This is a genomic window from Delftia acidovorans NBRC 14950 (assembly GCF_001598795.1).
Taxonomy (GTDB): domain Bacteria; phylum Pseudomonadota; class Gammaproteobacteria; order Burkholderiales; family Burkholderiaceae_C; genus Comamonas; species Comamonas acidovorans.
In genome coordinates this window covers 1-20,977 of record NZ_BCZP01000028.1, presented here as the reverse complement: position 1 = coordinate 20,977, position 20,977 = coordinate 1, and the positions used below count along the sequence as shown (strand labels likewise).

The 20,977-nt window shown below is 66.7% G+C and carries 19 protein-coding genes and 1 other RNA gene; 7 read left to right on the top strand and 13 right to left on the bottom strand.

Features of this window, described 5'->3' with window-relative positions; all coding sequences use genetic code 11:
• Nucleotides 1-57 precede the first annotated feature (57 nt).
• The 5 genes from DA1_RS24970 to dnaX form a co-directional block, all read right to left on the bottom strand.
• Nucleotides 58-1,143 carry an ABC transporter substrate-binding protein gene (locus tag DA1_RS24970; RefSeq protein ID WP_034396107.1) on the bottom strand — a complete coding sequence of 362 codons (1,086 nt, stop codon included), beginning with the start codon at nucleotides 1,141-1,143 and terminating at the stop codon, nucleotides 58-60.
• A gap of 95 nt (nucleotides 1,144-1,238) precedes the next feature.
• Complete coding sequence (locus DA1_RS24965) at nucleotides 1,239-1,670, bottom strand: MAPEG family protein (RefSeq protein WP_034396111.1); 432 nt, start codon at nucleotides 1,668-1,670, stop codon at nucleotides 1,239-1,241.
• A gap of 45 nt (nucleotides 1,671-1,715) precedes the next feature.
• Nucleotides 1,716-2,306: a recombination mediator RecR gene (gene recR / locus DA1_RS24960; RefSeq protein WP_034396114.1), complete on the bottom strand. Its 591-nt coding sequence runs from the start codon at nucleotides 2,304-2,306 to the stop codon at nucleotides 1,716-1,718.
• 145 nt (nucleotides 2,307-2,451) lie between these two features.
• On the bottom strand, nucleotides 2,452-2,784 hold the full coding sequence (locus tag DA1_RS24955; protein WP_012206701.1) for a YbaB/EbfC family nucleoid-associated protein: 333 nt from the start codon (nucleotides 2,782-2,784) through the stop codon (nucleotides 2,452-2,454).
• A 47-nt stretch (nucleotides 2,785-2,831) separates the two neighbouring features.
• Nucleotides 2,832-5,024: a DNA polymerase III subunit gamma/tau gene (gene dnaX / locus DA1_RS24950; protein ID WP_034396118.1), complete on the bottom strand. Its 2,193-nt coding sequence runs from the start codon at nucleotides 5,022-5,024 to the stop codon at nucleotides 2,832-2,834.
• A 100-nt stretch (nucleotides 5,025-5,124) separates the two neighbouring features.
• Between dnaX and ffs the strand changes: the two genes are divergently transcribed.
• Nucleotides 5,125-5,221: signal recognition particle sRNA small type (ffs, locus tag DA1_RS24945), an RNA gene on the top strand.
• A gap of 65 nt (nucleotides 5,222-5,286) precedes the next feature.
• On the opposite strand, the gene DA1_RS24940 is transcribed toward ffs, so the two are convergent.
• Entirely contained in the window at nucleotides 5,287-6,663 is a 1,377-nt protein-coding gene (locus DA1_RS24940; RefSeq protein ID WP_034396121.1) for a TIGR03862 family flavoprotein, read from the bottom strand.
• 271 nt (nucleotides 6,664-6,934) lie between these two features.
• Here DA1_RS24940 and trxA point away from each other — a divergent pair, with 271 nt between their 5' ends.
• Both trxA and rho read left to right on the top strand, forming a co-directional pair.
• Nucleotides 6,935-7,267 carry a thioredoxin TrxA gene (trxA, locus tag DA1_RS24935; protein WP_012206704.1) on the top strand — a complete coding sequence of 111 codons (333 nt, stop codon included), beginning with the start codon at nucleotides 6,935-6,937 and terminating at the stop codon, nucleotides 7,265-7,267.
• Between the two features lie 266 nt (nucleotides 7,268-7,533).
• Nucleotides 7,534-8,796, top strand: coding sequence for a transcription termination factor Rho (rho, locus tag DA1_RS24930; protein WP_012206705.1), 1,263 nt, complete (start codon nucleotides 7,534-7,536; stop codon nucleotides 8,794-8,796).
• A gap of 73 nt (nucleotides 8,797-8,869) precedes the next feature.
• Here rho and DA1_RS24925 read toward each other — a convergent pair whose 3' ends face one another.
• Nucleotides 8,870-10,279, bottom strand: a complete 1,410-nt coding sequence (locus DA1_RS24925; RefSeq protein ID WP_034396125.1) for a CoA transferase — start codon at nucleotides 10,277-10,279, stop codon at nucleotides 8,870-8,872.
• Between the two features lie 101 nt (nucleotides 10,280-10,380).
• On the opposite strand from DA1_RS24925, the gene DA1_RS24920 reads away from it, so the two are divergent.
• The 4 genes from DA1_RS24920 to DA1_RS24905 all read left to right on the top strand — a co-directional run bounded on the left by DA1_RS24920 (nucleotide 10,381) and on the right by DA1_RS24905 (nucleotide 15,193).
• A complete protein-coding gene (locus DA1_RS24920) occupies nucleotides 10,381-11,574 on the top strand; it encodes a citrate synthase family protein (protein WP_034396128.1) in 1,194 nt (397 codons plus the stop codon).
• A gap of 114 nt (nucleotides 11,575-11,688) precedes the next feature.
• Nucleotides 11,689-11,934, top strand: coding sequence for a type B 50S ribosomal protein L31 (locus DA1_RS24915; RefSeq protein ID WP_013801474.1), 246 nt, complete (start codon nucleotides 11,689-11,691; stop codon nucleotides 11,932-11,934).
• A gap of 155 nt (nucleotides 11,935-12,089) precedes the next feature.
• The gene (locus DA1_RS24910; protein ID WP_034396131.1) at nucleotides 12,090-13,829 is read left to right on the top strand and encodes a hypothetical protein; all 1,740 of its coding nucleotides are present in this window, start codon (nucleotides 12,090-12,092) and stop codon (nucleotides 13,827-13,829) included.
• Nucleotides 13,826-15,193 (top strand): MATE family efflux transporter, encoded by a 1,368-nt coding sequence (locus tag DA1_RS24905; RefSeq protein WP_034396134.1) that lies wholly within the window; start codon nucleotides 13,826-13,828, stop codon nucleotides 15,191-15,193. Before DA1_RS24910 ends, DA1_RS24905 begins: the two co-directional genes overlap by 4 nt.
• A gap of 42 nt (nucleotides 15,194-15,235) precedes the next feature.
• On the opposite strand, the gene phoR is transcribed toward DA1_RS24905, so the two are convergent.
• The 6 genes from phoR to pstC form a co-directional block, all read right to left on the bottom strand.
• Nucleotides 15,236-16,630: a phosphate regulon sensor histidine kinase PhoR gene (gene phoR / locus DA1_RS24900; RefSeq protein ID WP_012206711.1), complete on the bottom strand. Its 1,395-nt coding sequence runs from the start codon at nucleotides 16,628-16,630 to the stop codon at nucleotides 15,236-15,238.
• 117 nt (nucleotides 16,631-16,747) lie between these two features.
• Nucleotides 16,748-17,443 carry a phosphate regulon transcriptional regulator PhoB gene (gene phoB, locus DA1_RS24895; protein WP_012206712.1) on the bottom strand — a complete coding sequence of 232 codons (696 nt, stop codon included), beginning with the start codon at nucleotides 17,441-17,443 and terminating at the stop codon, nucleotides 16,748-16,750.
• Between the two features lie 20 nt (nucleotides 17,444-17,463).
• Nucleotides 17,464-18,165: a phosphate signaling complex protein PhoU gene (phoU, locus tag DA1_RS24890; protein ID WP_012206713.1), complete on the bottom strand. Its 702-nt coding sequence runs from the start codon at nucleotides 18,163-18,165 to the stop codon at nucleotides 17,464-17,466.
• Nucleotides 18,166-18,178: 13 nt separating this feature from the next.
• Entirely contained in the window at nucleotides 18,179-18,961 is a 783-nt protein-coding gene (pstB, locus tag DA1_RS24885; protein WP_012206714.1) for a phosphate ABC transporter ATP-binding protein PstB, read from the bottom strand.
• Nucleotides 18,962-18,999: 38 nt separating this feature from the next.
• Nucleotides 19,000-19,863 (bottom strand): phosphate ABC transporter permease PstA, encoded by an 864-nt coding sequence (pstA, locus tag DA1_RS24880; protein ID WP_034398840.1) that lies wholly within the window; start codon nucleotides 19,861-19,863, stop codon nucleotides 19,000-19,002.
• A gap of 17 nt (nucleotides 19,864-19,880) precedes the next feature.
• A complete protein-coding gene (pstC, locus tag DA1_RS24875) occupies nucleotides 19,881-20,819 on the bottom strand; it encodes a phosphate ABC transporter permease subunit PstC (protein WP_012206716.1) in 939 nt (312 codons plus the stop codon).
• Nucleotides 20,820-20,977 lie beyond the last annotated feature (158 nt).

Below are 20,977 nucleotides of genomic sequence, written 5' to 3'. Positions count from 1 at the left end.
ACTGCCCTCCTCCAAAGAGCCCGCTTTCGCGGGCTCTTTTGCGTGCGGCCCGGGGGCTCAGGTGTGGAAACGCTGGCGGGACTGCCGCACGAATTCGTTGGTGAACGAGCGCTCCAGGTCGATACCGCTGCGCGCCAGCGCAGGGTTGAGCCGGACCAGGGCGCGCAGGGCCGTGGCAGGCCCGTCATCGGGCATCAGGCCATCCGGCGAGATCGTGGTGCGCATGTGCTCGAAGGCCGACAGATAGGCGCGCCGCGAACCCAGCAGATAGGGTGCAGGCACGGCCCTGAGCACATCCATGGGCGCGGCGGTCTGCAGCCACTTGAGCGATCGGACCATGGCATTGCTCAGCGCCTGGGCCTTGGCCGGGTTCTTGCGCAAAAAGGCCTGGGTCGCGTACAGCGTGCCCGAGGGCATGGAGCCGCCGTACAGCTGCGCGCTGCTGCGCAGATCACGCAGGTCTCTGACGATGCGCACGGCACCCTTGTCCTCCAGCACGCTCATCAGCGGGTCCGCATGGCACAGCGCATGCACGCGCCCGGTGCGCAGCGCCTCCATGGCGTCAGGCCCCGAGCCCACACCCACCAGTTGCACCAGATCGGCCTCCAGGCCATCGCCCAGCAGCATCAGTTGCACGGCCCGGGCCGTGGATGCGCCCAGCGAGGACACGCCCACGCGCCGCCCGCGCAGGTCGGCCAGCGTCTGGTAGCGCGGCATCCAGCGCGAGGACACGCCCAGCGCAATCTGCGGCGCACGCCCCTGCACGACAAAGGCACGCAGCACACTGCCGCGCTGCTGCGCGACAAGCGTGTGTTCATAGGCACCCGCGCACACATCGGCGGCGCCCGATTCCAGCGCCTGCAGCGACTGCGACCCGCCCGGATAGTCATCGATGCGCACGGTCAGGCCCTCGGCCTCGAAGTACCCCAGTTGCTGGGCAATCACCAGCGGCAGGTAATACAGCAGGCCCTGACCGCCCACGGAAATCGTCACCAGCTCGGCCGAACCGAGGGAAGGAAGCGACCACAGGGAACCCAGCCCCATGAGGCTCAACAAGGTTCGGCGATCAAGCACGTGGGAAGACATGATGGTTATTTTGCTGCAGTGCAACACGATCATGCCCAGAGCCCGCATGCACAGCATCGGTGCTTGCCCGTATGTGAAACACCGTAGGCTTCAGGGCCAGCACGGCGCGCGGTGAACACGCGCCCGGCCCTCACCCAGGTCTCACCCAGGCCTCAGCGGTAGCCCGCGAAAAACAGCAGCAGATTCACCACCAGCGCCAGCGCCCAGGCCAGACTGCGCAGCGTGGCGCGGTCCGTCACATAGAAGGCGATGTAGGCAATACGCAACACAATAAAGGCCACGGCCAGGCCATCGACACGCGCGGACGGTGCACCCAATTGCCAGGCAACCAGCAAGGCGCCAATGAAGAACGGCAGGCACTCGAAGCTATTGGCCTGCGCCGCATTGGCCCGTGCCTGGTAGCCCGTCTGCTGCGCCAGCCAGGCCCGGGGTTCGTGGTTGTCGAAACCGCGCTGCCCCGGCCGGTGCTTCATGCCGGGCGCCTTGGCGATGTAGGCGCAGGCCAGCGGCAGCAGGGCCGCCACCAGCAGGCACCAATGCGCTATGGAGAAGCCGCCGGGCGGCAGGATGACAGAGGTCGGCATACAGGCTCCTGATGAATAGACAAGAAACGCCAGCCGCCTCGGCCACTACCGGCGGTCCACCAGCGCATGGGCGATCGTACCCAGGTCCACGTATTCGAGTTCGCTGCCTATGGGCACGCCGCGCGCCAGGCGCGTCACATGGATGCCGCGCGCCTTCAGGGCCTCGCTGATCGCATGGGCCGTGGCCTCGCCTTCGGCCGTGAAGCTGGTGGCCAGGATCACCTCCTGCACCTTGCCGTCGCCGGCACGCTCCAGCAGGGATGACAGGTTCAGATCGCGCGGACCTATGCCGTCGAGTGGCGACAGCCGCCCCATCAGCACGTAGTAATAGCCCTGGTAGGCACCCGTGCGCTCCATGGCCGCCATATCGGCGGGCGCCTCCACCACGCACAGCCGGGCCGCGTCACGCCCTTCATCCTGGCAGATGGAGCAGATGCGGCCTTCGGTGAAGGTATGGCAGCGCTCGCAGTGGGTGACCGACTCCACGGCCATGGTCAGGGCACGGGCCAGTTGCCGCGCGCCGTCCTGGTCGCGCTGCAGCAGGTGGAAGGCCATGCGCTGCGCCGACTTGATGCCCACACCCGGGAGCCTGCGCAAGGCCTCGATCAGGCCATCGAGCGATTGCACGTCCGACATGGCAGCTTCCTTTCAATGGAGAAGGTTCTCAGAAAAAAAGCGATCTGCAGGGGCAGATCGCTCGATGGCCACTCCACACGAGTGGGCAGCTGGAGAAGCCGGCATGGCCTCTCCAGGCTGTTCGGCACAACCGCTGGGGCCTGCCTCAGAATGGGAACTTCATGCCGCCCGGCAGGCCGGGCATGCCGGCCGTGAGCTTGCCCATCTTCTCGTTGGAAGTCTCTTCGGCCTTGCGCACGGCGGCGTTGAAGGCGGCAGCCACCAGGTCTTCCAGCATGTCCTTGTCTTCGGCCAGCAGGCTGGGGTCGATGGTGATGCGCTTGACGTCGTGCTTGCAGGTCATGACCACCTTCACGAGGCCCGCGCCCGATTCACCTTCCACCTCGATGTTGCCCAGTTCATCCTGGGCCTTCTTGAGGTTGTCCTGCATGGCCTGGGCTTGCTTCATCAGGCCGGCCAGTTGTCCTTTGTTGAACATGTGAGTTCCTTCTTCTGTAGGGTAAAAACGAAACGCTCTAGAGCGTGTCAGGGCTGAATGGATACGGGCTTGATACTGCCGGGCACGATTTTCGCGCCATGGCTGCGGATCAGGGTCTGCACCAGAGAATGATTCATCACGATGTCTTCTGCAATGCGCTGGCGCTCATGGCTGGCCACCGCATTGCGCCGCGCGGGGCTGTCTGTCACGGCGCCTTGCTCGACATGCAGTTGCCGCGCCAGGCCAGCGGCCTCCAGCGCCGCACGCAGGCGCTCGCGTGTGGCGGGCTGCGCCAGCGAGCTGCTTTCCACGCGCAGCGTCCATGCATCGCCATCGCGCGCCACCAGTTGAGACTGCAGCGCCAGCTGCCGCGCCAGCGCCGTGACGGCCTCGGCCTGCACCAGTTGCTGGACGGCAGCGTGCCAGACATCGCCATCGGGCGTGCGCTCCACGGTCGGCGCGGGAGGCGCAGCGGGGGACTGGCGGCCACGTTCGGGAGCGAAGTCCTGCACATCGATCTGAGTGTCGATCTGCGGTTCGGCCTGCCGTGCCACGGCAGCGGCAGGCGGCTCCAGGGCCAGATCTCCGTCATCGCTCCAGCGGCCTTCGTCGGCCCAGCCTTCATCGGGCATCCCGGCCCAGGCACCCTCGTCCGGTGCATCGGCATCCTGCGCCTGCGGCGCCTCATCGGCAGAAGAGTCTTCGTCTTCCTGCACATCGTCCACAGGCTCGTCCAGGGGCTCTTGGGCGACACCGGCGGCCGGCTTCACCTCTGGAGCAGCGGAAGGCCTGGCCTCCTGGACAGGCGCAAGCACAGGTTCCGGCCTGGCAACTGCGGCCACGGCCACGGGCGCCTGAACAGGCGCTGGAGCCGCAACGGCTTGCACCACGGGAGCGACCACGGCGGGCGCAGCGGTCACGGGAGATGCGACAGGCGCGACAGGAGCAGGAGGCGCGACCGGGACGGGCATGGCCGCCTTGGCTGGGGCAGCGGGAGCCTCGGGCAAAGCGGGAGCCTCAGGCACAGCGGGCTGTGCGGGCCGCGTCTGCGCCACGGGCGCGGGAGATTCAGGCTTCGCCGTGGAGGGGGTCAGCGCTGGAGTTTTTTTTTCAGCCGCGCCCGGGGCGGGCTCTGCAGATTGCGGCTTGAACGCCAGCAGCCGCAGCAGCGCCATGGTCAGCGCCGCGTACTCGTCGGGTGCCAGGCCCAGTTCGGCCCGGCCATGCAGGCAGATGCTGTAGAGCAGCTGGGTTTCGTCGCGCGGCATCAGCACCGCAAGGCGGGCGATCTCTGCGGCTTCTGGATCGCTGGCGTCGGCGGCCATCTGCGGCACGGCCTGTGCCACGGCCATACGCTGCAGTACGGCGCACATTTCCTCCAGCGTGGAGGCGGCGGACAGGCCATTGCGGCGCAGCGCCTCGGAGGTTTCCACCACCACCTGGCCATCGGCCTGGGCAAGTGCCTCGATCAGGCGGAACACATGGCTGCGGTCCACGCTGCCCAGCATCTGGCGCACCGTGGCCTCCTGCAGCTGTCCGCTGCCAAAGGCAATCGCCTGGTCGGTCAGCGACAGCGCATCGCGCATGGAGCCACGCGCGGCGCGCGACAGCAGGCGCAGGGCCTGGGGCTCGGAGGCCACGCCTTCCTGCCCCAGCACCTGGCCCAGATGCTCCAGCACGGTCTCGGGCGCCATGGGCCGCAGGTTGAACTGCAGGCAGCGGCTGAGCACGGTCACGGGAACCTTCTGCGGATCGGTGGTGGCCAGCACGAACTTCAGGTACTCGGGCGGCTCCTCCAGCGTCTTGAGCATGGCGTTGAAGGCCGTGTTCGTGAGCATGTGCACTTCGTCGATCATGAAGACCTTGAAGCGTCCCTGCACCGGCTTGTAGACAGCCTGCTCCAGCAGGCTCTGCACCTCGTCCACGCCACGGTTGGAGGCAGCGTCCAGCTCCGTGTAGTCGGGAAAGCGCCCGCTGTCGATTTCGGTACAGGCCGCACAGACGCCGCAGGGCGTTGCCGTGATGCCGCCCTGGCCATCGGCGCCCTGGCAGTTGAGCGACTTGGCCAGAATGCGCGAGACCGTGGTCTTGCCCACGCCGCGCGTGCCGGTGAACAGATAGGCATGGTGCAGGCGCTGCTGCGTCAGGGCATTGGTGAGCGCCTGAACGACATGCTCCTGCCCCACCATTTCAGAGAAATTGCGGGGGCGGTATTTGCGGGCCAGCACAAGATAAGACATCCCGCGATTCTACGGGGCTGGGCGCCCTTGCCCGAGGCGACCCGGGTTTGGCCGGCCATGTCGTCCGGGCGGCCCGGTGTTTGCCCCTATAATCGAGAGTGACGGGCCTCCTCGCATGGGGAAGCGGCCAACCGGGTCAGGTGGGGAACCAAGCAGCCCTAACCGTGAAACCAGTGCCGAGGGCAAGGCTCGTCACCTTCATTGAACAGCAGGCCCTGCGGGCGCCTGCCCCGTCCAGGCCCGCTGCGGCACCCACTCCTCCTTAACGCTCTGCGCCATCCACCTTGAGATAGCGCGCAACGCCTTGCGCCGCCTGCAGGCCGCTGGCCATGCACGCCGTCAGCAGGTAGCCGCCCGTGGGAGCCTCCCAGTCCAGCATCTCGCCGGCGCAGAAAACGCCAGGAGCGGCTGCGCACATGCCGTTGGCGTCCAGAGCTTCCAGCCGCACGCCGCCTGCCGTGCTGATGGCCTCGTCAATGGGTCGGGCTGCCACCACGGTGATGGGCAGGGCCTTGATGGCATGGGCCAGCCGCACAGGGTCGCCCACACCTTCCTTGCCCAGCACCTCATGCAGCACGGCGGCCTTGATGCCGTCCAGGCCCAGGCGCCCCTTCAGATGGCTGGCCAGGCTGCGCGAGCCGCGCGGATGGCGCACTTCCACCAGCACGCGCTCGGGCGTCAACTGGGGCAGCAGGTCGAGATGGACGGTGGCCTGCCCGTCGCGCGCAATGGCTCCGCGCAACGCCGCAGAGACGGCATAGATCAGGCTGCCTTCCACGCCCGTGGTCGTGGCAATGAATTCGCCCTTGCGCGAGAAAACATGGCCCTTGCCATCATCAAAGGACAGCGCCACCGACTTGAAGGGCTGGCCCGCAAAGCGCTCGGTGAAATAAGGACTCCAGCCGCGCGCAGGCTGAGGGCTGGCGCCCAGCAGCTCGGCCATGAACTCCCGGCGATCAATCTGTCCGCCCGAAGCCGCACCATCCAGACCCACATCGAACCCGCAGTTGGAAGGCTTCAACACAGCGACTTCAACACCGCGCTGCTCCAGCAAGGGCAGCCAGGCGCCATCCGAGCCCAGGCGCGCCCAACTGCCGCCGCCCAATGCCAGCACCACAGCCCTTGCCCGCACCTGCAGCCGCCCTTCGGGTGTATCAAAGCCCAGCGCATCGCCGTCTTGCCAGCCCACCCAGCGGTGGCGCGTGTGCAGCACCACGCCCTGGGTCTGCAGACGCACCAGCCAGGCACGCAGCAAGGGCGCAGCCTTCATGTCCTTGGGGAATACGCGGCCCGAGCTGCCCACAAAGGTTTCCACGCCCAGTTCACCGGCCCAGGCACGCAGTTGATCCGGGGACAGCAGCTCCAGCCAGCGCGATACCTCGGCACTGCGCTCGCCGTAGCGGGAGACAAAGGCGGGCAGGTTTTCGGAATGGGTCAGGTTGAGCCCGCCCTTGCCTGCCATGAGGAACTTGCGCCCAGCGGAGGACTTGGCCTCGAACACATGGACATCCAGCCCCTTGCCGGCCAGCCCTTCGGCCGCCATCAGGCCCGCAGGCCCCGCACCGATCACCGCCACATCGCAGTCCATCGTGCGCGCTGCCGCACCGGGTTCAAAAGCATCCATCACATCAGTTTCCATTCCATGCTCGCATTCAACTTGGCGCTGCCGGCCGGCACATATGCCTGCAGCGCGGGCGCGCAGAATACCCTGCCGCAGGCCGGTCTGCGCGCAGGCGCCACTAATTCCCGGAGTCCCGGCAACCCTGTCGCCACCCCATAAACAGCTATGACAGTCATAGCATTGAGCTACCGCCCATACGGTGCAGCAGGTGATAGGTTTCTGTCACAATCTTTTTGCGGTGCGGATTTTCCTGCGCCTTCCTCATTGCGAAAAATCAAGGACTCCACCCATGGCCAGCGAACTGATCAAACACATCTCCGACGCAAGCTTTGAAGCCGACGTCTTGCAGCCTGGCACCACGGTGCTGGTCGATTACTGGGCCGAATGGTGCGGCCCCTGCAAGATGATCGCCCCCATCCTCGACGAAGCAGCGCAGACCTACAAGGAAAAGCTGTCCATCGCCAAGATGAATGTGGACGAGAACCGCGAGATCCCTGCCAAGTTCGGCATCCGCGGCATTCCCACGCTGATGCTGTTCAAGGATGGCCAGCTGGCCGCCACCAAGGTGGGCGCCCTCAACAAGGCACAGCTGTCCGCTTTCCTGGAACAGCACTTGGCCTGATTCCCCCGACGGCCCCGCACACGGGGCCGTCACAGATGCGAGCCGGCGTTGACCGCAGCACCGCATCGCACTGGCGCATAAACGAGGCGCCAGCGCAAATTTCCCTGTGACCTTCGGATTTTTTCCTGTCATAATCCCCTTCATCACCGGCCTTATGCATTGAAGGCCGCGCTGAGACCCTCAGGCAAGCCAGCCCACTTCCACAGTGTTTCGCTTGGCTCAACGCCTTCCCCTGGTTTCTTTCCACTCCGTTCTGGAGTCACTCCATGCACCTTAATGAACTCAAGGCACTGCACGTGTCTGAAGTCCTGAAGCAGGCCGAAGCGCTTGAGATCGAAAACGTCGGTCGCATGCGCAAGCAAGAGTTGATGTTCGCCATCATCAAAAAGCGAGCCAAGGCAGGCGAACAAGTGTTCGCCGACGGCGTGCTGGAAATCCTGCCGGACGGTTTCGGCTTTCTGCGCAGCCCCGACACCAGCTATACGGCCAGCACCGACGACATCTACATCTCGCCCAGCCAGGTCCGCCGCTTCAACCTGCACACCGGCGACATGATCGAAGGTGAAGTGCGCACGCCCAAGGATGGCGAGCGCTACTTCGCACTGACCAAGCTCGACTCCGTCAACGGCGGCTCGCCCGAGCAGAACAAGCACAAGGTGCTGTTCGAGAATCTGACCCCCCTGTTCCCCACCCAGCAGCTGCGCCTGGAGCGCGAGATCAAGGGTGAGGAGAACATCACCGGCCGCATCATCGACATCATCGCTCCCATCGGCCGCGGCCAGCGCGCGCTGATCGTCGCACCGCCCAAGAGCGGCAAGACCATGATGATGCAGAGCATCGCCCATTCCATCACGGCCAACCATCCCGACGTGCACCTGATGGTGCTGCTGGTCGATGAGCGCCCCGAAGAAGTGACCGAGATGCAGCGCTCGGTCAAGGGCGAAATCATCGCCTCCACCTTCGACGAGCCCGCCACGCGCCACGTGCACGTGGCCGAAATGGTGATCGAGCGCGCCAAGCGCCTGGTCGAGCTCAAGAAGGACGTGGTCATCCTGCTGGACTCCATCACCCGCCTGGCCCGCGCCTACAACAACGTCGTGCCCTCGTCGGGCAAGGTGCTGTCGGGCGGCGTGGACTCCAACGCCCTGCAGCGTCCCAAGCGCTTCTTCGGCGCGGCACGCAATGTGGAAGAAGGCGGCTCGCTGACCATCATCGCCACGGCCCTGGTCGATACCGGCAGCCGCATGGACGAAGTGATCTTCGAAGAGTTCAAGGGCACGGGCAACAGCGAACTGGCCCTGAACCGCCGCCTCTACGAGAAGCGCGTGTTCCCCGCCATCGAACTCAACAAGAGCGGCACACGCCGCGAAGAACTGCTGCTGGCTCCCGAGATCCTGCAAAAGACCCGCATCCTGCGCCAGTTCATGTACAACATGGACGAGATCGAGGCCATGGAGCTGATGATCAAGAACATGCGGGCCACGAAGACCAACGTGGACTTCTTCGACATGATGCGCCGCGGCGGCTGATCGCAGAGATCCAGCCCACGGCCCCCACAGACGCCTCGCTTACGCGGGGCGTTTTGCATTCCAGCCTCCCGTCTCACCACGCTGCGACAGACGTGCCCAGCGCACAGGCCGCGCGCTCCCAGTGCATGGGCGCACCCGCCACCTCCACCGGCGCCCGCAGGCGCCGCGCCGCGCCCCAGGAGGTCGCCTCGATCGCCGCGCTGAAATCCTCGGCACCGTTCACCGGCGCCAGCGGACAGGCATCCGGGTCGCCCACGCCATGCCCCGCCAGAAGATGGGCCGTGCGCGCCAACGAGGCACGCACCGTGCTGCCGCCCTGCCCCTGCATGCGCCGCACCAGCGCCATCACCACGGCGGCAGCCATCAGATAGCCGGAGGCGTGGTCCAGCGCCTGCAGCGGCAGGGGCGTGGGCCGGTCACGGCCCAGCCGGTGCATGCCTGCATCGGCAATGCCGGCGCTCATCTGCACCAGACTGTCGAAGCCGCGCCGCTGCTGCCAGGGCCCGCTCCATCCATAGGCGTTGAGCGACACATCGATGAGCGAGGGATTCAGCCGACGGCGCCACGCGGCCCCGAATCCCAGCCCCTCCAGCGCACCGTCCCGGTAACCATGGACCAGCACGTCGGCGCCGCCCAGCAGTTGCTCAAACACGGCACGATCCTGGGGCGCGCGCAGGTCCAGCCGGGCACAGCGCTTGCCCAGCGTGACTTCAGGCACCGTACCCGGCTCCTCCCAACCAGGCGGATCGATGCGCAGCACCTCGGCACCATGGCCCGCCAGCCAGCGCGTGGCGGCGGGACCGGCCAGGATGCGCGTCAGATCCAGCACGCGCAGCCCCTGCAGCGGCCGCTGCGCCGATGGCTGCCACGCACCAGCACTGAAACTGAAGGGCTGGCCCGGCTGCGGATGCACCTGCCACGCCAGCAAAGGCTCCTGCTGCACGGCCTGCCCCTGCGGATGCGCAGCCCAGGCAGCCAGCCCGCGCATGGCGGCGGCACAGCCACCCTGCGCGACAACGGCCGACTCCAACTCATGCGCCGTCCAGCGGCTCACCGCCGTCGCCACAGCCTCCCGATTGGCCGGCGCGCCGAGCACGGCCAGCGCCGCTGCGCGGTGGTGGGGCGCATTGGTATGCAGGCGGATCCAGCCATCGGCCGTGCGGTAGTCACCGGCCACGGCGTCCCACAGCGCGGGCATCTCCCAGCCCAGCGGATGCAGGCTGCAGCCAAACCACAGGGACGCGAGTCTGCGGTCCACCACCACCTGCGGCGCGGCAGCGCCGCATTGGGCCACCAGATCGGAGATGGCGAGGCCTGCCACACCCAGGCTGGCCGCCGCCAGATCGGAGACCGGAAACACCGAGGTCAAGGCGCCTTGCCCGCGCATCTCCAGACGGTGCAGCGCGCCCTGGGCACCTTCCAGTGCCGCCCAGATCTGGGCGGCGCAGTGATCAAAAGCGCAAGGGGACGGAAGACTGGACATGGAGCACTCCTGGCAACGGAAACAAGGGTTGGAACCCGCACCATAGATTTCCAGAAAATATTGTCAATATTGATTAAATAAATCAACATATCATCACATCCATGCCCGACTACCTGAACTCGACCGAAGCCACCGCACTGCTGGGCGTGAGCCGCGCCACGCTGTATGCCTATGTCAGCCGAGGACTGCTGCACGCCCATGCGGCAGACACGCCGCGCGAAAGCCGCTACCTGCGCGAAGAGGTCGAGCAGCTGGCGCGCCAGCGCGGCCAGGGCCGCAAACCCCGCGAAGTCGCCCAGGCCGCGCTCAACTGGGGCCTGCCGGTGCTGGAGTCATCGATCACGCTGATAGAACAGGGCCGCCTCTACTACCGTGGCGAGGACGCCGTGGACTGGGCACGCTCGCACACGCTGGAAGAGACCGCCGCCCTGCTCTGGCAATACCCGGCCGATGCCGCCTTCGCCGCACACGCCGTGGAGGCCGCCCCTGTGTTGCCCGACCTGCAGCAGCGCATGGCCGGCCAGCCTTGCGAAAACACATTGCTGGCCCTGTTCACCGTCGCCAGCGATGACGCGGCCACTGCCGCATGGCAGCAATCGCCCGAACGGCTGGCGGCAGGCTGCGGAGCGCTCCTGCGCCTGCTGGCGGCCTGCCTGCTGGGCACGGCGCCGGACAAGACCCCCATCCACCTGCAATGCGCCCAGGCCTGGGCGCTGGACGCACAAGGCGCCGACCTGGTGCGCATGGCCCTGGTGCTGTGCGCCGACCATGAACTCAACGCCTCCGGCTTCACGGCGCGCTGCGTGGCATCCACGGGCGCCAGCCTGCGGGCGGCCGTGGTGGGAGGCCTTGCCGCCCTGACGGGCGGGCGCCACGGCGGCACGACCGCGCGCGTCGAGGCGCTCTGGGACGAGCTGGGCGAGGCGCAGGCCCCGGCACGCCTGCGCCAGCGCCTGGCGCGCGGCGAGACCCTACCCGGCTTCGGCCACCACCTCTACCCCGAAGGCGATGTGCGCGCCGCCCTGTTGCTGGAAATGCTGCCCAGGCAGGGACCGGCGGCGGCCCTGGCGGCCGAAGTGATGGCACTCACTGGCCTAGCCCCTTCGGTCGATTTCGCATTGGTGGCCCTGCGGCGGCACCTGCAGTTGCCGGCGGGCAGCGCCTTCGGGCTGTTCGCGCTGGGCCGCTGCGCAGGCTGGCTGGCACAGGCGCTGGAGCAGCGCGCCACACGGCAGATCATCCGGCCACGCGCGGCGTACACGGGGCTCAGGCCCGCCGGCTTGGCACGTAATTGAGCACTATGCGATAATGCAGGGCTTTTTCTTGCGGAAAGTACGCTTGATTTGAACCGCTACAAAGGTTGCAGCGGGTCAGGCACGGCTACCGCACTTGCATCAGAAGGAAAGATCATGAAAGAAGGCATCCACCCCAACTACCGCGAAGTTCTGTTCGTGGACCTGTCCAACGGCTTCAAGTTCGTGACCCGCTCCTGCGTGAACACGAAGGAAACCGACACCTTCGAAGGCAAGGACTACCCCCTGTTCAAGCTGGACACCTCGTCCGAGTCGCACCCGTTCTACACCGGCACGCAAAAGTCGGTGGACAACATGGGCGGCCGTGTGGAGCGCTTCCGCAACCGTTTCGGCAAGAAGTAAATCCTGCTTCTCCGGCCAGAAGGGCAGCACGGGCAACCGCGCTGCCCTTTTGTTTTTCGCAGTCCGGCCAATCCCTGCCGGCCAGGCATGTTCCACGCTTTTCGAGGCCCTTGCTTCGCGTATTCTTGCGCCCTCCGTTGCAGAAAGTCCTGTGAGTGAACCAGCCCACCCCTGCCATCGTTGCCCAAAGCGCCGTGCGCCGCCTGCCCCGCTGGTCGCTGCTGCTGCTGTGCCTGGCCTATGTCGTGCCCGGATATGTGGGGCGCAGCCCCTGGCGCATGGCCGACATGGAGGCCTTCGGCTACATGCGGGAGCTGGCCCTGGGCCATACCTCGTGGCTGGCACCGCGCATGGCGGGCCTGCTGCCCGAATCCGAGGGCCTGCTGTCGTACTGGCTTGGCGCACTGGCCATGCAGGGAGCGCCTTCCTGGCTGCATCTGGAGATGGCGGCACGCCTGCCCTTCATCGCCATGCTGGTGCTCACGCTGACGGCCACCTGGTGGGGCGTGTACTACCTGGCGCGCACGCCGGGCGCGCGCCCCGTGGCCTTTGCCTTTGGCGGCGAGGCACAGCCCACCGACTATGCGCGCGCCATGGCCGATGGCGGCCTGCTGGCCCTGGTGGCCTGCCTGGGCCTGGCCCAGCTTTCCCATGAAACCACCAGCTACATGACCCAGCTCGGCTGCGCGGCCCTGCTGTTCTTTGCCGCCGCAGCCATGCCCTACCACGGCCGCACCGCCATGCTGGCGCTGCTGCTGGGCCTGCCGGGCCTGGCGTTGAGCGGCGCGCCGACCGTGGCCACGCTGTTCGGCCTGGGCGGTGCGACCATGGCGTTTTTCTCGCGCACCTGGGGTGACGAGCCCTCGCCCGCGCCGCGCGAGGCGCGCATCTGGACCGCGCTGTGGCTGGGCGTCACGCTGCTGGCGGCTGCACTGTCCTTGTGGCTGGACCAATGGGCCTGGCGCCTGGTGGACAGCGGCACCGCCAAGGAATGGCAAAGCCTGGTCAGGCTGCTGCTGTGGTTCAGCTGGCCGGCCTGGCCGCTGGCCATGTGGACCCTGTGGGTCTGGCGCCGCCAGATCGCCGCGCCTCGCCGCTATCCCCATCTGGCGCTGCCGCTGTGGTTCGCCGTCATTCCGGTGATCGCTTCGCTAAGCACGCTGCCTGCGGACCGCGCCCTGCTGCTGGGCCTGCCCGCCATCGCCACGCTGGCAGCCTTTGCCCTGCCGACGCTGCGCCGCAGCATCAGCGCCTTGATCGACTGGTTCACCTTGCTGTTCTTCAGCGCCGCCGCCATTGCCATCTGGGTGATCTGGCTCTCGCTGCAGACGGGCGTTCCCGCCAAGCCGGCCGCCAATGTGGCCAGGCTGGCTCCGCAGTTCACGCCGGAATTCTCGGTGTTCTCCTTCGCCGTGGCGGTTGCCGCCACCTTGGCCTGGTGCGTGCTCGTCGCCTGGCGCACATCGCGCAACCGCGCCGCCATCTGGAAGAGCCTGGTGCTGCCGGCCAGCGGCGCCACGCTGGGCTGGCTGCTGCTGATGACGCTGTGGCTGCCGCTGCTGGACCACGCGCGCAGCTTCGAGCCGCAGATGCGCCAGGTGCTGGCCGAACTGCCCAAGGACGGCAGCTGCGTGCAAACCTATGGCCTGCCCCGCGCGCACATTGCGGCGCTGCGCTACTACGGCGACATCGACACCCAACGCCTGAGCATGGCCGGCGCCGCACGCTGCGACTGGATGGTGGCCGAGGAAGAAACCTGGCTGGACCCGCACAGCGCGCGCCTGCAGGGCACCTGGGAAACCGTGGCCCGCGTGGTGCGCCCCACCGATCGCAAGGACTTCCTGCTGGTCTTGAAGCGCAGGCCCGAGGCGAGCCGCGCCCAGGCCAGGCCATGAGCCAGCCCGCGCGCGCGCCACTGGGCACCGAACGGCGCACCATCGCCCAGCACGCGCTGACCGTGCTGGCCGGGCAGTTGGCGGTGATGGCCTTCGGCGTGACCGACACCATCGTGGCGGGCCGCTACGCCGAAGAGGCGCTGGCAGCGCTGTCCGTGGGCTCGGCCATCTTCGTGAGTGTCTATGTCTCGCTGATGGGCATCTTCCAGGCCCTGCTGCCGCTGTGGGCCGAGCATCGCGGTGCCGGACAGCCCGAGGCCATAGGCCGCACGCTGCGCCAGGCCATGTACATGCTGCTGGCCGCCTGCGCCCTGGGCATGGGCGTGCTGCTGTTTCCCGATGCGCTGCTGCGCTGGGCCGATGTGCCGCCACCGCTGCAGGTGGAGGTGCGGGCCTATCTTTCGGTGCTGGCCTGGAGCCTTCCGGCCGCGCTGCTGTTTCGCATCTACAGCACACTGAACCAGGCGCTGGGCCACCCCCTGCTGGTGACCTGGCTGCAGCTGCTGTCGCTGCTGCTGAAAATCCCCCTGTCGATCTGGCTGGCCTTTGGCGGTGCCGGCCTGCCTGCGCTGGGCGCCGAGGGCTGTGCCTGGGCCACGCTGGTGGTGAACTACGCCATGGTCGCCCTCGCATTCGTGCTGATGCGCAGCCAGAGCCTGTATGCGCCCCTGGCGCTGTGGCAGCGCATGGAGCCCCCGGACTGGCCGCAACTGGCGCAGTTCGCTCGACTGGGCGTTCCTGCAGGCCTGGCAATTTTGGTGGAGGTGACCTCGTTCACGCTGATGGCCTTGTTCGTGGCGCGCCAGGGCACGCTGTCCTCGGCCAGCCACCAGATTGCTGCCAATCTTGCGGCGCTGTGCTACATGGTGCCCCTGTCGCTGGCGATTGCCACCAGCGCGCGGATCAGCTACTGGCGCGGCGCGGGGGACGAGGCCATGGCGCGCCGCCTTGTCACCATGGGCTGGCGGCTTGCGGCAACGGGTGGACTGGTGCTGGCCTCGGCACTGTTCCTGTCCCGCGAGGGCCTGGCTCGCATCTACAGCAGCAACCCCGAGGTGGTGGCCACTACCGCCAGCCTGCTGGCCTGGGTGGCTGCCTACCATGTGGCCGACGCCGTGCAGACCTTCTGTCTCTTCGTGCTGCGCTGCTACCGCATCACCGTGGCGCCGCTGGTCATCTACTGCCTGCTGCTGTGGGGTGGCGGACTGGCCGGCGGATACTGGCTGGCCTACGGCACGGACAGCGCCCTGCCCGCCTGGCTGCACCATGGCACGCCCGCCCCGTTCTGGGCCAGCAGTGCCTGTGCGCTGCTGGTGACGGCCCTGGTGTTCAGCGCCATCGTGCGCAAAGCCACAAGCCGCTGAACGGCAACGGCCGTTCACACGGGGCCACGCCCACGCCTATGCCTATGCGGCGCGGCTTTCGCGGGCCTCGCCGACTTCGCGTGTGCCTGGGGCCGCGATGCGGACGCGGCTGGCCGGAAAGGTCACGGAAAACTCCGACCCCTGGCCCGGCGCGCTGGTGATGCCCAGCTTGGCGCCATGGCGCTGCAGCACGTGCTTGACGATGGCCAGGCCCAGGCCCGTGCCGCCGGTGTCGCGCGAACGGCTGCGGTCCACACGGTAAAAGCGTTCTGTCAGACGCGCCAGGTGCTTGGGTTCGATGCCTGGCCCGGAGTCCTGCACGGCAAAGCGTGCCGATCCATCAGGCAGGCTCTCCCAGGTCACCTCGATGCGCCCGCCTGCCGGCGTGTAGCGCATGGCGTTGGCCAGCAGGTTGGAGAAAGCGCTTTGCAGCTCGGCGCTGGCGCCGGCCACCTCACCGGCCTGCGCCAGCATCTCGGCCGACGGAAAGCTCAGCGCATGCGGCAGGGATTGCTTGCGCGTGAGCATGGAAGACAGGCCGCGCGCCTCGTTCTCGCAGCGCTGCATCAGCTGGGCCACGGGCACCCATTCGTTGCTGCTGGGCAAGGGGCTGCCCTCCAGGCGCGACAGCGCCAGCAGGTCTTCCACCAGATGCTGCATGCGCTCGGCCTGCTGGGCCATCAGTCCCAGGTAGCGGTTGCGCTCCTCGGGCTCCAGCGGCAGGTTCTGCAGCGTTTCCACAAAGCCCACGAGCACGGTCAGCGGCGTGCGGATTTCATGCGAGACATTGGCCACGAAGTCGCGGCGCATGGCCTCGGCCTGCTCCACCGCGGTGACATCGCGCGCCAGCAGCAGCTTGCGCCCTTCGCCATAGCCATACAGCTGCACCGACAGTTTGACGGGCCGCGAGGCCGTGCTTTCGCGGCCCTGCATGACCAGGTCGCGTGAGAAATCCTGGGTGGCGAAATAGGCGCTGAACTCGGGGTCGCGCACCAGGTTGCCAATGCTTTGCAGCAGGTCGCGTTCGGCATCGAAGCCGAACTGCCGCGCCGCGATCTGGTTGCACCATTCGATGCGCCCATCGGCGTCCAGCAGGACCACGCCATTGGGGCTGGCCTGCAGGGCGGAAAGAATGTCGTTGAGGCGCTGATCGCCCTGCTGCACCTGCTGCACGCTCTGGCGCAGCCACCGGCGCATGCGCACGCTGGCCTCACCCCAGATTCCGCTGAGCTCGGGCGCCTCCCGCAGCTCCGACTGGCGCAGCCAGGACAGCAGGCGCATGGCGTTCCAGCTGTCCACCAGCCACCAGATCCAGCCCGCGCACAGCGCCCCCGTCAGGGCCGCCACGGCCTGGGCGGCCATGCCGGGGCTGGAGGCGGACATGACGCCCCAGAGCCACCAGCCCAGCAATGCGCCCGCGATCTGGGACGCCAACAAGCGAAAACCTCGCCAACCCATACTTGCGCCTTCTTTGCGTTGTATTCGCTGCCCGGGGCAGCGGCGCCCTGGCATGGCCCGTGAAGGCCATGCGTGGATTCATGCGGAAAAAAGGCCTCAGGCCAGCGCCTGCGCGCTGAGCCGGTAGCCGGCGCCGCGTACCGTTTCGATCAATGCACCGGCCATGCCCAGCGCCTCGCGCAGCCGCTTGACGTGCACGTCCACCGTGCGCTCCTCGATGAAGACGTGATCGCCCCAAACCTTGTCCAGCAATTGGGCACGGCTGTGCACGCGCTCGGGGTGCTTCATCAGGTAGTGCAGCAGCTTGAACTCGGTGGGGCCCACCTTGATCATGTCGCCCTGCCAGCTCACGCGGTGCGCGGCGGCATCGAGCACCAGCTCGCCGATATTGACCTTGTCCTGAATCTGCTCGGGCGCACGGCGCCGCAGCACGGCACGGATGCGCGCGAGCAGCTCCTGGGTCGAGAAGGGCTTGGTGATGTAGTCATCGGCGCCCGCATCGAGCCCCGCCACCTTGTCGGGTTCATCGCCGCGCGCCGTGAGCATCAGAATGGGCACGGCCTTGGTGCGGCTGTCCGCGCGCCATTTGCGCGCCAGGGACAGGCCGCTGGCGCCGGGCAGCATCCAGTCAAGCAGGATCACGTCGGGCAGCACGGCATCCAACTCGCGCTGAGCCGTCACGCCATCCTCGGCCCAGACCGGCTGGAAGCCGTTGTGCCGCAGGTTGACAGCGATCAGCTCCGCGATGGCGGGCTCGTCCTCGACGATGAGGACCATGGGCATCTTCTTCATCCGTTGTTCGCCTCCGGCACTTACAGCACTGCCGACTCAATGGCATCCATGGTCTGGTGACGGACATCCTTGCCCTCCACCAGATAGATGATCAGCTCGGCCACATTCTTGGAATGGTCGCCGATGCGCTCGATGGCCTTGGCCAGGAACAGCAGGTCCAGGCTGGCCGAGATGGTGCGCGGGTCTTCCATCATGTAGGTGATGAGCTTGCGCACGAAGCCGTCGAACTCCTGGTCGATCAGATCATCTTCCTTGAGGATGGCCACGGCCGCCTTGGTGTCCAGGCGTGCAAAGGCGTCCAGCGTCTTGCGCAGCAGGCCCGAGGCCATCTCGGCCGCCGTGCGCAGGTCGCCCGTGGGCAGGGAGCGCGCAGCACCGCTTTCGATGATGGACTTGACCATGCGCGCCATCTTGTGCGCTTCATCACCCATGCGCTCCAGATTGGCCGTGGCCTTGGAGAAGGCGATCAGCAGGCGCAGGTCGCGCGCCGTGGGCTGGCGCCGGGCGATGATGGACGAGAGCTCGTGGTCGATCTCCACTTCCATGGCGTTGACGCGCTTTTCCGCGGCATCGACCTGCTCCACGGCCTCGATGCTGAAGCGCGACAGCGCATAGACCGCCTGGCGGATCTGGGACTCGACCAGGCCGCCGAGCTCCATGACGCGCGCAGAGACGCGGTTGAGTTCGCTGTCGAACTGGCTGGAAAGGTGTTTTTCGTTCATCGATTGCTCCTGCTCAGCCGAAGCGGCCTGTGATGTAGTCTTCCGTTTCCTTGCGCTGGGGCTTGAAGAACATCTGTTCGGTGTCTCCGAATTCCACCAGATCGCCCAGGTACATGTAGGCCGTGTAGTCGCTGCAGCGCGCTGCCTGCTGCATGTTGTGCGTCACGATGACGACGGTGTAGTCGTTCTTCAGCTCGGCAATCAGCTCCTCGATCTTGGCCGTGGAGATCGGGTCCAGGGCCGAGCAGGGCTCGTCGAGCAGCAGCACTTCGGGCTTGATGGCAATGCCGCGCGCGATGCACAGGCGCTGCTGCTGGCCGCCGGACAGTCCCGAGCCGCTTTGCTGCAGCTTGTCCTTGACCTCGCCCCACAGGGCCGCCTTGCGCAGTGCCCATTCCACACGGTCGTCCATGTCGGAGGAGCTGAGGTTTTCAAACAGCTTCACGCCGAAGGCGATGTTGTCGTAGATGGACATGGGAAACGGCGTGGGCTTCTGGAAGACCATGCCCACCTTGGCGCGGATCAGCGCCACGTCCTGCTTGCTGGTCAGCAGGTTCTCGCCGTCCAGCATGATCTGGCCTTCGGCGCGCTGCTCGGGGTACAGCTCGAACATGCGGTTGAAGGTGCGCAGCAGCGTGGACTTGCCGCAGCCCGACGGGCCGATGAAGGCCGTGACCTTCTTTTCGGGGATGTCCAGGTTGATGCCCTTGAGGGCGTGGAACTTGCCGTAGTAGAAGTTCAGGTCGCGAACCGTCAGCTTGGAGGAGTTCAGCGCGGTGGAAGAGGTCGCAGTCATTGCGTGATCCTTGTCCTTGTTGATTGCTTATTGCTGCATTACTTCTGGCGGGTCAGGAACCGCGCCAGGATATTGAGACCGAGCACCGCCACGGTGATCAGGAACACGCCGGCCCAGGCCAGTTGCTGCCAATTCTCGTAGGGGCTCATCGCGAACTTGAAGATCGTCACCGGCAGGCTGGCCATCGGCTTGGACAGGTCGGCATTCCAGAACTGGTTGTTCAGCGCCGTGAACAGCAGCGGAGCGGTTTCCCCGGCAATGCGGGCCACGGCCAGCAGCACGCCGGTGATCACGCCGGCACGCGCTGCACGCAGCGTCACCATGATGATGACCTTCCACTTGGGCGTGCCCAGTGCATAGGCCGCTTCGCGCAGGCTGGCAGGCACCAGCACCAGCATGTTCTCGGTGGTGCGGATGACCACGGGAATCACGATCAGCGCCAGCGCCACCACGCCCGCGTAGCCGGAAAAGCTCTTGAAGCGCGCCACGACCACGGTGTAGACGAACAGGCCGATCACGATGGAAGGCGCCGACAGCAGGATGTCGTTGACGAAGCGCGTGGTATTGGCCAGCCAGCCGCGCGCATCGTATTCGGCCAGGTAGACACCGGCCATCACGCCGATGGGCGTGCCGACGAAGGTGGCCAGCGCCACCATGATCAGCGAGCCGAAGATGGCGTTGGCAATGCCGCCCGCCTCGTTGGGCGGAGGCGTCATTTCGCTGAACAGCGCCAGGCTCAGGCCGCCGATACCCAGCGTGATGGTTTCCCACAGGATCCAGACCAGCCAGAACACGCCGAAGGCCATGGCAGCCAGCGACAGGGTCAGCGCCACCTGGTTCACGCGCTTGCGCTTGGCGTACTTGGCCTGGCGCACGCGCGTCAGTTCGGCGGCATTGATCATCTTGGTGGAGGTGCTGCTCACGAGCGGGCTCCTTCATTCTTCTGCAGACGGTTGAGCAGCACCTTGGAGCAGGCCAGCACCACGAAGGTGATGAAGAACAGCACCAGGCCCAGATAGATCAGCGAAGCCTGGTGCAGGCCTTCGCCCGCTTCGGCAAACTCGTTGGCCAGCGCCGAGGTGATGCTGTTGGCAGCCTCGAAGACCGACAGCGAGTTGAGCTGGTTCATGTTGCCGATCACGAAGGTGACGGCCATGGTCTCGCCCAGCGCACGGCCCAGACCCAGCATCACGCCACCGAGCACGCCGGTCTTGGTGTAGGGCAGCACGACCTTCCAGACCACTTCCCAGGTCGTGGAGCCAAGGCCGTAGGCCGACTCCTTGAGCAGGGCCGGCGTGACTTCGAACACATCGCGCATCACCGAGGCGATGAAGGGGATGATCATGATGGCCAGGATGATGCCGGCCGACAGGATGCCGATGCCCACGGGCGGGCCGGACACGAAGGCTTCCAGATAAGGAACGCCCTGAAACAGCTTTTGCAGCGGCTGCTGCACATAGGTGGAGAGCACGGGACCGAAGACCATCAGGCCCCACATGCCGTAGACGATGGAAGGCACGGCAGCCAGCAGCTCGACGGCGGTGCCCAGCGGGCGCTTGAGCCAGGCGGGCGACAGCTCGGTGAGGAACAGGGCGATGCCAAAGCTCACGGGCACCGCAATCAGCAACGCGATGGCCGAAGTGGCCAGCGTGCCGTAAATCATGACCAGGCCGCCATATTCGTTGCGAACGGGGTCCCAGACGCTGCGGCCCAGAAAGCTCAGGCCGTATTCATAGATGGCGGGCCAGGCGCCGACCAGCAGCGAAGCCAGGATGGCCAGCAGCAGGCCCAGCGTCAGCAGCGCGGCCAGACGCGCGAGAGCGCCAAACAAGCGATCCGCCACGCGCCCCGAGAGCATCGGGGGGCGTAGCGGAGAAGGTGTGCGTCGCTGGGAAGCCTGTGCAGAGGCGGCCAGCGAGTTCGAGGGCGACGTTGTGGACACGTGAGGCGCCTTTATTCGCGGTTTGTGGGGAGATCAGGGGGGCCATGATGCACCTGCCGGCGGTGCGCCACGGC

Coding starts and splice junctions, on each gene's coding strand:
- recR (WP_034396114.1), bottom strand. CDS start 2,306: ATGTCGGACGTGCAATCGCTCGATGGCCTGATCGAGGCCTTGCGCAGG.
- dnaX (WP_034396118.1), bottom strand. CDS start 5,024: ATGTCTTATCTTGTGCTGGCCCGCAAATACCGCCCCCGCAATTTCTCT.
- DA1_RS24940 (WP_034396121.1), bottom strand. CDS start 6,663: ATGGAAACTGATGTGATGGATGCTTTTGAACCCGGTGCGGCAGCGCGC.
- DA1_RS24905 (WP_034396134.1), top strand. CDS start 13,826: ATGAGCCAGCCCGCGCGCGCGCCACTGGGCACCGAACGGCGCACCATC.
- DA1_RS24970 (WP_034396107.1), bottom strand. CDS start 1,143: ATGCTGTGCATGCGGGCTCTGGGCATGATCGTGTTGCACTGCAGCAAA.
- trxA (WP_012206704.1), top strand. CDS start 6,935: ATGGCCAGCGAACTGATCAAACACATCTCCGACGCAAGCTTTGAAGCC.
- phoU (WP_012206713.1), bottom strand. CDS start 18,165: ATGAACGAAAAACACCTTTCCAGCCAGTTCGACAGCGAACTCAACCGC.
- pstA (WP_034398840.1), bottom strand. CDS start 19,863: ATGATCAATGCCGCCGAACTGACGCGCGTGCGCCAGGCCAAGTACGCC.
- DA1_RS24925 (WP_034396125.1), bottom strand. CDS start 10,279: ATGTCCAGTCTTCCGTCCCCTTGCGCTTTTGATCACTGCGCCGCCCAG.
- phoB (WP_012206712.1), bottom strand. CDS start 17,443: ATGAAGAAGATGCCCATGGTCCTCATCGTCGAGGACGAGCCCGCCATC.
- pstC (WP_012206716.1), bottom strand. CDS start 20,819: ATGCTCTCGGGGCGCGTGGCGGATCGCTTGTTTGGCGCTCTCGCGCGT.
- DA1_RS24965 (WP_034396111.1), bottom strand. CDS start 1,670: ATGCCGACCTCTGTCATCCTGCCGCCCGGCGGCTTCTCCATAGCGCAT.
- DA1_RS24955 (WP_012206701.1), bottom strand. CDS start 2,784: ATGTTCAACAAAGGACAACTGGCCGGCCTGATGAAGCAAGCCCAGGCC.
- DA1_RS24915 (WP_013801474.1), top strand. CDS start 11,689: ATGAAAGAAGGCATCCACCCCAACTACCGCGAAGTTCTGTTCGTGGAC.
- pstB (WP_012206714.1), bottom strand. CDS start 18,961: ATGACTGCGACCTCTTCCACCGCGCTGAACTCCTCCAAGCTGACGGTT.
- rho (WP_012206705.1), top strand. CDS start 7,534: ATGCACCTTAATGAACTCAAGGCACTGCACGTGTCTGAAGTCCTGAAG.
- DA1_RS24920 (WP_034396128.1), top strand. CDS start 10,381: ATGCCCGACTACCTGAACTCGACCGAAGCCACCGCACTGCTGGGCGTG.